General features: G+C 69.6%; 6 protein-coding genes. 4 read left to right on the top strand and 2 right to left on the bottom strand.

The annotated features are described in order from the left end of the window. Positions 1-327 precede the first annotated feature (327 nt). Positions 328-2199: a SpoIIE family protein phosphatase gene (locus tag HY68_RS05355; RefSeq protein WP_041985010.1), complete on the top strand. Its 1872-nt coding sequence runs from the start codon at positions 328-330 to the stop codon at positions 2197-2199. Positions 2200-2345: 146 nt separating this feature from the next. Further along, on the top strand, positions 2346-3812 hold the full coding sequence (locus HY68_RS05360; RefSeq protein ID WP_041985013.1) for a catalase: 1467 nt from the start codon (positions 2346-2348) through the stop codon (positions 3810-3812). Between the two features lie 73 nt (positions 3813-3885). On the opposite strand, the gene HY68_RS05365 is transcribed toward HY68_RS05360, so the two are convergent. Then, positions 3886-6156, bottom strand: coding sequence for a transglycosylase domain-containing protein (locus HY68_RS05365; protein ID WP_041985016.1), 2271 nt, complete (start codon positions 6154-6156; stop codon positions 3886-3888). A 229-nt stretch (positions 6157-6385) separates the two neighbouring features. On the opposite strand from HY68_RS05365, the gene HY68_RS05370 reads away from it, so the two are divergent. Together HY68_RS05370 and HY68_RS05375 are read left to right on the top strand one after the other, a co-directional pair. Continuing rightward, positions 6386-7321: an SPFH domain-containing protein gene (locus HY68_RS05370; RefSeq protein ID WP_041985020.1), complete on the top strand. Its 936-nt coding sequence runs from the start codon at positions 6386-6388 to the stop codon at positions 7319-7321. Further along, positions 7318-7590, top strand: a complete 273-nt coding sequence (locus tag HY68_RS05375) for a hypothetical protein (RefSeq protein WP_041985023.1) — start codon at positions 7318-7320, stop codon at positions 7588-7590. Before HY68_RS05370 ends, HY68_RS05375 begins: the two co-directional genes overlap by 4 nt. An 8-nt stretch (positions 7591-7598) precedes the next feature. Here the strand turns inward: HY68_RS05375 and HY68_RS43500 are convergent. Beyond that, positions 7599-8418: hypothetical protein (locus tag HY68_RS43500; RefSeq protein ID WP_206742977.1), on the bottom strand; the 820-nt coding region annotated here is incomplete at its 5' end.

Raw genomic sequence — 8418 nt, forward strand, 5'->3', positions numbered from 1 at the left:
CCGCCCGGGCGCGGCGGGCAGGCGCGGCCCGAGAGCGGGCCCGGGAACGGGCTCCGCGACGGGCTCAGGACCGGGCTCTGGATCACCGGGTCACAGCGATCGGGGCCGTGAGACCCTTGCTGTGCCCACCGGGTCCAACCGTAGGATCGTCCTCCGCAGGGTCTCACCTGGCCAACGGAGGAGCGCCGCGCACGACCTGACCTAAAGTCAACCGTAAGCAAGTCACCACGAGGGGGTAGGTGGAGCCGTGCGCGAAGGCCGCCACCCTGCCCCAGCCGAAGCGACGATCGCAGCGCATCACCGGCCCGGACGGACGGAATCCCACGCGTGACGGAGCATCCCACCTCCCACGAAGGCCGGCAGCCCCTGGTTGCCCGGCCGCAGGAACGTACCCGGCCGCGCCAGGAGGCGGCGGCCGGCACCGTCCCGGGTCCGGCAGGGCCCGTGGCCGCCGACCCCGCGGTCACGGCGCGCCGCGAGGGTGACCGGCTGCGGTTCGTGGGCGCGGCGACCCGGCGTATCGCCCGCGGCATAGACCTGGACGAGATCGTGCTCGGGCTGTGCAGGGCGACGGTCCCGACGTTCTCCGACGCGATACTCGTCTATCTGCGCGACCCGCTGCCCGTCGGCGACGAGCGGCCCGTCGCGCCGTTCGTGCTGCGGCTGCGGCGCACGGACCGGCTGCGGCTGTCCGACGAGGACACCGAGGCGGCGATCGGTCTCGTACCGCAACTGCCGGACGGACCCGCGCAGATCCTCGACGCGCAGTCCGACGTGATGCCGGCGGCCGAGCTGTGCGAGGTGCTGAACGGCGGCGCGCTCAACGAGGTGCTGCGCGGGGTGCGCCCCGTCTTCGGCGACTCCGCAGCCGCCCGGGTGGCGCTGCCGGAACTGCTCGGCGCCGGCCGGATCGTCCCGAGCGGGCACCGCGCGATCCTCGCTCCGCTGCGCGGCAGACGGCGGGTCATCGGCGCCGCCGTCTTCCTGCGCAGGAGCGACCGCGCGCCCTTCGAGCCGAACGACCTGCTGGTCGCGGCCCAGCTGGCGACGCACACCGCGCTCGGCATCGACAAGGCGGTGCTGTACGGGCGCGAGGCGTACATCGCCGACGAGCTGCAGCGCACGATGCTGCCCGAGAACCTGCCCCAGCCGACCGGCGTACGGCTCGCCTCCCGCTATCTGCCGGCCGCCGAGACGGCCCGGGTCGGCGGCGACTGGTACGACGCGATCCCGCTGCCCGGCAGCCGGGTGGCCCTGGTCGTCGGCGACGTCATGGGCCATTCGATGACCTCGGCCGCGATCATGGGCCAGCTCCGCACGACGGCACAGACCCTCGCGGGCCTCGACCTGCCGCCGCAGGAGGTGCTGCACCATCTGGACGAGCAGGCGCAGCGGCTCGGTACGGACCGCATGGCGACCTGCGTCTACGCGGTGTACGACCCGGTCGCGCACCGGATCACCATCGCCAACGCCGGCCATCCGCCGCCCATACTGCTCCATCTCGGCGGCCGGGCCGAAGTGCTCAAGGTGCCGCCGGGCGCGCCGATCGGCGTCGGCGGGGTCGACTTCGAGGCGGTCGAGCTGGACGCGCCCGCCGGGGCGACGCTGCTGCTCTACACGGACGGCCTCGTGGAGTCGCGGCTGCGTGACGTCTGGACCGGTATCGAACAGCTGCGCGAGCGACTGGCGGCGACGGCCCAGATCACCGGTTCGGACCACGCGCCGCCGCTGGAGGCGCTGTGCGACGACGTGCTGGACGTGCTCGGCCCTGGTGACCGGGACGACGACATCGCGCTGCTCGCCGCCCGCTTCGACGGGATCGCGCCGAGCGACGTCGCCTTCTGGGACCTGGAGCCCGGGGACGAGGCGCCGCGCAAGGCCAGACGGCTGGCCAGACAGGCCATCGCGGCCTGGGACCTGGAGGAGATCAGCGACTCGGTGGAGCTGCTGATCAGTGAGGTCGTGACCAACGCCGTACGGTACGCCGAGCGGCCCGTGACGCTGCGGCTGCTGCGTACCGACGTGGTGCGGTGCGAGGTCGGCGACGACTCGCCGCAGCTGCCGAGGCAGCGGCGCGCCCGGGACACGGACGAGGGCGGCCGGGGATTGTTCCTGGTCAACCGGTTGGCGCGGCGCTGGGGCGCCACCCGGCTTTCCACCGGCAAGGTGGTCTGGTTCGAGATCGCGACGCCTGCCTGATTTCTACCGGTCCCAGGGTTGGACCAAATCCAAGTGTTGCCGAAGGGGTGTCGTAGGGGTTCACTGGGGCAGGCGGGTTCCGTACCCGCTGCCATACCCGGGGCAGTCCCCGGACCCCCGGGCCTTCTTTCGACAGGAGGCCGCTTGTGACCGAGTCATCCCCCACAGTGCCGCCGTACACGACCAACAACGTCGGAATCCCGGTGGAGAGCGACGAGCATTCGCTCACCGTCAGCTCCGACGGACCGATCCTGCTGCAGGACCACTACCTCATCGAGAAGATGGCCCAGTTCAACCGTGAACGGGTCCCCGAGCGAGTGGTCCATGCCAAGGGAGCCGGCGCGTACGGCGTGTTCGAAGTGACGAACGACGTCAGCCAGTTCACCAAGGCTGACCTCTTCCAGCCGGGCCGGCGCACCGAGATGCTGGCCCGCTTCTCGACGGTCGCAGGTGAGCAGGGTTCGCCCGACACCTGGCGCGACCCGCGTGGCTTCGCGCTGAAGTTCTACACGGAACACGGCAACTACGACATGGTCGGCAACAACACGCCGGTCTTCTTCGTACGCGACCCCATCAAGTTCCAGGACTTCATCAGCAGCCAGAAGCGCCACCCCGCAACCGGGCTGCGCAACAACGACATGCAGTGGGACTTCTGGACGCTGTCGCCCGAGTCGGCGCACCAGGTGACCTGGCTGATGGGCGACCGGGGCATCCCGAAGTCGTTCCGCCACATGAACGGCTACAGCTCGCACACCTACATGTGGGTGAACGCGGGCGGCGAGCGGTTCTGGGTCAAGTACCACTTCAAGACCGACCAGGGCATCGACTACCTGACCCAGGCGGACGCCGACGAGATGGCCGGCTCCGACGCCGACCACCACCGGCGTGACCTGTACGAGTCGATCGAGTCGGGCAACGCGCCGACCTGGAGCCTGAAGGTCCAGGTCATGCCGTTCGAGGACGCGCCGGACTACCGGTTCAACCCGTTCGACCTGACGAAGGTGTGGCCGCACGGCGACTACCCGCTGATCGACGTCGGCCGGATGACCCTGAACCAGAACCCGGACAACTTCTTCGTCCACATCGAGCAGTCCGCGTTCGAGCCGTCGAACATGGTGCCGGGCATCGGCCCGTCGCCGGACAAGATGCTGCTCGGCCGGCTCTTCTCGTACCCGGACACGCACCGGTACCGGATCGGGCCGAACTACACCCAGCTGCCGCCGAACCGGCCGCACTCCGGGGTGAACTCGTACTCGAAGGACGGACCGATGCGGTACACCGCGTCGAACGCCGCCGTGCCGTACGCGCCGAACTCGTACGGCGGGCCCGCGGCCGACTTCCAGCGCTTCGGCGACCCGGCGGGCTGGGCGTCGGCGGGCGAGATGGTGCGCGAGGCGTACAAGCTGCGCCGCGAGGACGACGACTGGGGCCAGGCGGGCACCCAGGTCCGTACCGTGCTGGACGACGCCCAGCGCGACCGGCTCGTCTCCAACGTGTCGGGACACCTGCTCCAGGGCGTCTCCCGGCCCGTTCTGGACCGGGCGCTGCAGTACTGGCGCAACATCGACAAGGGCGTCGGTGACCGGATCGCCGCCAAGGTCAACGGCGGCTGACCGCAGCTGAACGAGCGGGGCCCCGGTGGACGCCTGAGGCGTTCACCGGGGCCCCGCTCACGTGCGGCGGCAGCTACCGCTGCTGCTCGTTGCCGCCCAGCAGGTTGGGCCTGACCGGCTGGCGGCCCTCTTCCTCTTCGTTCGACGACGCGCCCTCACCGGGATCGCCGGGGTCGTCCGGATCGGTGGACTCCGTCTCGGACGGGTCCTCCTGCGGGTCCTCGGACGCCGACTCGCTCGGGGTGTCGCTGGGCGGGGTGATGCTCGGCGAGGGCGCCTCCTCCGACGGCGTCTCGGACGGCTTCTCGCTCGGTGACTCCTCCGGTGCCGACGTCGACGGGGACTCGGAAGGCTCCTCGCGTACGACCTTCTGGGCCTCCAGGTCGAAGTCCACGTCCGAGCCGCCGTTGAGGGCGGCCAGCGTGTAGTCGGCCCAGATCTTGGCCGGGAAGCCGCCACCGTTGGCGCGGCCCGAGTTGGCCGTACCGGTCAGGGTGACCTGGCCGCCGCCGTCCTTGGGCGACTCGCCGAACAGCGCGACCGCCGTGGTGATCTGCGGTGTGTAGCCCACGAACCAGGCGGACTTGTTGTTCTCCGACGTACCGGTCTTGCCCGCCGCGTGGTAGGCGTCCGTGTTCACGACCGACCCCGAGCCGTTGCTGACGACCCCTTGCAGGACCTTGGTCACGGTGTCGGCGGTCTCCCGGGTGAGCACCTGCTTGCCGATCGGGTCCGGCAGGTCGACCTTCGAGTCCTTGTGCTCCGCCGACTTCACGATCGACGGCGTGACCTGCTTGCCGTGGTTGTCGAGCGTCGCGTACACCCCCGCCATGTCCCAGGTGGAGGCGCCCATCGTGCCGAGCGCTATCGCCGGCCGCTCGGGGAAGCCGTCGCCGTCGGGCATCCCGAGGCTGAGCGCGGTCTTCTTCACATCGGCAGGACCGACGTCGACGACCATCTGCGCGAAGACGGAGTTGATGGAGTCGTCCATCGCCTTCTGCACGTCGACCTTGCCGTAGCTCCGGTCGTCCTCGTTCTCCGGTGCGAAGGGGGTGTCGCTGCCCTTGACCGGCCGCTGGCTCGTGCCGTCGTAGATCGTGCCGATGCCGATCTGCTGGCCGTCCTGCGTCTCGGCGGCGTTCTGCAGGGCGGAGGCGAGCACAACCGCCTTGAAGGTCGAGGCCGGCTGGTAGTCCGTACGGGTCGCGTTGGAGATCCAGTGCTCGGTGGCGCCCACACCGCCGTACATGGCGACCACCCGGCCGGTCTTGGTGTCCACGGAGGTGGCGCCCGCCTGGACCGTCGCGTCGACCTTGTTCTTCTTGCGGTCGAGATGGTCCTCCAACTGCTTCTTCACCGAGGCCAGCAGTGCCTTCTGCTTCTTCTCGTCGATGTTGAGCGTGATCGTCCAGCCGCCCGCGTCGATCTTCTCCTGGCTGACGCCCTGGCGTACCAGCTCCTTGTTGGCCGCCTCGACCAGATAGCCGGTCTGGCCCTCCATGCCGGGGGCCGCCTTCGGCGCGTGCGGCGTGGGGAACTTCAGGCCCTGGCGCTCCGACGGGTCGAGCCAGTGCTGGCCGACCATGTTGTCCAGGACGTAGTTCCAGCGCTCGGTGACCAGCCGCTTGCCGGTGGGCGTCGCCTGGCCCCAGTCGTACTGGTTCGGCGCCTGGAGCAGGGCGGCGAGATACGCGCCCTGCGAGACGTTCAGCTTGGCCGCGTCGATGCCGTAATAGGCCTGCGCAGCCGCCTGGATACCGTAGGCGCCGCGCCCGTAATAGCTGGTGTTGATGTATCCGGCGAGGATCTCGTTCTTGTCCTTCTGCCGGTCCACCTTCAGGGAGATCACCAGCTCCTTGAGCTTGCGGGTGACCGTCTGGTCCTGGGTCAGGTAGTAGTTCTTGACGTACTGCTGGGTGATCGTCGAACCACCCTGCTTGCCCTTGCCCGAGAGGGTGTTCAGCAGACCGCGCGCCGTGCCTTTGATGTCGACGCCGGAGTCCTGGTAGAAGCTCTTGTTCTCGGCGGCGACGAAGTCACGCTGGACCGGCTTGGGGATCTGTTCGAGCCCGACGATCTCGCGGTTGATCTTTCCGGTACGCGTCAGCACCTTGCCGTCGCTGTACTTGTACACGTTGCTCTGCATCTCGGCCTGCGCATTGGCGTCCGGGACCGGTACGAGCAGATACGCGACGAAGAAAGCGCCCATCGCGAGCAGGCAGAGTCCGAAGAAAGTGCCGAGGATCTTCTTCCAGGTGAAAAGCCGGCGTATACGGCCACCGGTCTCTTTCTTCGCCCGGCGTGATCCTTGCTGCCGGGCCCGTCGTTCATCAGCTCGGCCCATCGGTTTCTCGCTCCGCTCTCGGGGTCGCCTGGTCGGAATCAGCTCAGAAAGCTAACACTGCTCCCTATGCGGACGGACCGCTGATAGCACGTTTGAAGCGTGACAATCAGCACCCATTCCAGTGGAACCGACTCACGAGAGCGCAGAAGGGTTGCCAATCACAGTAATGTGATAGCAGAATGATAGGGGCCCGCCGGACGGCGGACCGGCATCGGAACGGGGTACGAACATGGCTTCCACCAGCACCGCACCGAACGACGAACTGCCCGAGATGCCCAAACCACGCGTCAGGGAATTCCCGGCCCACAGCATCGGCGGCGGGCTCGCCCTGCTGCTCGGGCTGATCGGCCTCGCCGCCGGTATCGCCCTGACCGTCGTCGCCGCCTCGCTCGGTTCCGCAGGCGTCAAGGCGGCGCTGATCATTGTCGGGGTCGTCCTGATCGTCGTCGCGGTCTTCGCGATGATCGGGCTGAACATGGTCGCGCCGGGCGAGGCCCGCGTCGTCCAGCTCTTCGGCCGCTACCGGGGCACGATCCGCACCGACGGGCTGCGCTGGGTCAACCCGCTCACCTCGCGCCGCAAGATCTCCACCCGGGTACGGAACCACGAGACGGCCGTGCTGAAGGTCAACGACGCCTACGGCAACCCGATCGAGCTGGCCGCCGTGCTGGTCTGGAAGGTCGAGGACACGGCGATGGCGACGTTCGAGGTGGACGACTTCCTGGAGTTCGTCTCCACCCAGACCGAGGCCGCCGTGCGGCACATCGCCATCGAGTACCCGTACGACGCCCATGACGAGGGCGGCCTTTCGCTGCGCGGCAGTTCCGAGGAGATCACCGAGAAGCTCACCCTCGAACTGCTCGCCCGGGTCGAGGCGGCCGGTGTGCACATCGTCGAGTCCCGCTTCACCCACCTCGCCTACGCGCCCGAGATCGCCTCGGCGATGCTCCAGCGCCAGCAGGCGGGCGCCATCGTCGCGGCCAGGCGGCAGATCGTGGACGGCGCCGTCGGCATGGTCGAGGCCGCGCTCACCCGGCTCACCGAGCGGGACATCGTGGAGCTGGACGCGGAGCGCAAGGCGGCGATGGTCTCCAACCTGCTGGTCGTGCTGTGCGGTGACCGGGCCGCGCAGCCGGTCGTGAACACGGGCACGCTCTACCAGTGACCGAACGCAAGCAGGTGCTCCTGCGGCTGGACCCGGCGGTGTACGAGGCGCTGACGCGCTGGGCGGGCGACGAACTGCGCAGCGCCAACGCGCAGATCGAGTTCCTGCTCCGCAGGGCGCTCGCCGAGCACGGACGGCTGCCGGGCGGCGCCGGGCCCATCCCGCGCCGTGGCAGACCGCCCAAGGCCCTGCCGGAGCCGTCGCGGCCCTCGGGGCCGCCGGAACCCCCGGGACCGTCAGAGGCGGAAGCGGACGACCAACCGGGCTGAGCCGGCGCTCACTTGCTGAGCTTCGTCATCAAGTCCCTGATGTCGGCGACCAGTGCGGGCTCGACCACGTCCGGTTCGAGTGGTTCGTGCACGTACTGGTTGCCGGCGCCAGGGCCCGTACCGAACTCGGTGAACGCCTGGACCTCGGCCGTGATCACCGCCTGGCCGTCGAGGACCATCAGCTGGAGCGAGTTGCCCGCCGCGTCCCGCAACACGTAGGCGCGCTCGCCGAGATCGGGGACGAGCTTCGCCGTGTACGTGGGGCCCATGGCGGACGCGGGCCCGGTGGCTATCGCCTCGAACTCGGGCCCCGGGTCGGTCTTCCGGTGCAGGACGTAACTGATGTCGACGGTGGCGTGCTTGGTGGTCGCGCTGATCGCCTCCCGGCCGTTCTTGCCCTCGGGCGTCAACTCGACCATGCAGAAGGACCGGTCGACGGTCTCCCGCTCGTCCACCACGGCCTTCGGCAGCCGTTCGGTGCCGAGCGCGGCCGACAGCGCGGGCAGTTCGGCGTCGAGGCAGAGATTGCGGCTGACCCGGTAGCCGCGCAGATCGGGTCCCGCGCTGTGGTCGAGCTGGATCCAGGCCGCCCAGCCCGCCGAGGCCAGGAGCGCCCCGCAGAGCCCCCACACCCAGGGTCTGCGGTGCGGGGGCAGGCCGTCGGCCGCGATCGTCTCCGGTGGGGCCTCAGGGTCGTCAGGGGCAGCAGGGTCCGGTGCGCCGGCCCGCCAGGCCCCCGGCGGGTCGTCGTCTCTGCGGGGCGCCGGAACGGCCTGCCCGCCCACCAGTTCCGGCTCGGAGATCATTCCGGCCGGTCCCGCGGCTCTG

The organism is Streptomyces sp. AcH 505 (assembly GCF_000818175.1).
In the GTDB taxonomy this organism is placed as follows: Bacteria; Actinomycetota; Actinomycetes; order Streptomycetales; family Streptomycetaceae; genus Streptomyces.

What these genes read in the sequence shown, in the direction of transcription:
- HY68_RS05365 (WP_041985016.1), bottom strand. Translation starts at nt 6,156, where the DNA reads ATGGGCCGAGCTGATGAACGACGGGCCCGGCAGCAAGGATCACGCCGG.
- HY68_RS05370 (WP_041985020.1), top strand. Translation starts at nt 6,386, where the DNA reads ATGGCTTCCACCAGCACCGCACCGAACGACGAACTGCCCGAGATGCCC.